Raw genomic sequence first — 940 nt, 5'->3', positions numbered from 1 at the left:
TGTAAAGTGATTAATTCCCTAAAGGGAAGGCCTCCGCGCTGAAAAATCAATGTTGTGGTTTCATAGACTCCCAAGCCGACTGATTCTAGAACTCAATATTTCTGTAAAAGTGGAAGAAACTTATTTCCATACAAAAGAATCAATAAACCGATTAATATCGTTTCTAACATAATCCAGAGCCGGTTTTGAAGAATCGGGATTTGGGCGGGCATTAAAATAGAACGAACCTCGCAAAAAATGATTGGTACTGTCGGTAAGGTAAAACTGATAAGGCGAGGCTACATTTCCACCCAGATTGTAAACCAACCCATAAACCTTTGAACTATCGTTTTCAATTTTACGGGTTGAAATTTTATTCGCTTTTATTTGGTGTTCAAAAGCCAGACCGTGAGCCTCTTCAATAAATTCGCGCAAGTCGCCATCAACATCTTTATAGGTGAAATACATTTTGGCATTGATCATCGGATAGGCAATATTAAACCAGCAAGGGTGCGCAGTATCCACAATCAATTCCAGCTGGCTATACTCTGATATGTCAAATTCGAAAGGGCAATCCGGAGATTTATGCTGGTATTTTGGTGTGGGCAAGTCTATTCTAAAATAGCCAACAGGTTTTGGTACAGGTGTTTCCCTTCCGCAAGCGTAAAGAAACAAAATGCACAGGAAAACAAAGGGAGTCTTATAATTAGAAAGGTGCTTCACACTCGGGTATTTCAATATTATTGAGATGTATTTCTGTGGTAAAGATAGGAATGTAGATTTATGATTTCGGAATTCAGATTTCAGATTGGAATTAGAGAATCTTCCATTCGTATAAGCAGAGCTCTTCTGTATTAAAAATGAAACGATATGTTTTCCTCCATTCTATAGAAACATCTACTTTTCTACAACTAATTTCTGCGTACTTGACTCGTTACCAGATTTGGTATTGACAAGGTAT

The 940-nt window shown here is 37.7% G+C and carries 1 protein-coding gene; it reads right to left on the bottom strand.

Going from position 1 to position 940, the window contains the following annotated elements; genetic code table 11:
- Nucleotides 1–120 precede the first annotated feature (120 nt).
- Nucleotides 121–702: a gliding motility lipoprotein GldD gene (gene gldD / locus G3O08_RS20740; protein ID WP_163287356.1), complete on the bottom strand. Its 582-nt coding sequence runs from the start codon at nt 700–702 to the stop codon at nt 121–123.
- Between the last annotated feature and the right edge of the window lie 238 nt (nt 703–940).

It is taken from the genome of Cryomorpha ignava (assembly GCF_010686655.1).
In the GTDB taxonomy this organism is placed as follows: Bacteria; Bacteroidota; Bacteroidia; order Flavobacteriales_D; family Cryomorphaceae; genus Cryomorpha; species Cryomorpha ignava.
This window is presented reverse-complemented; position numbering and strand designations above follow the sequence as displayed.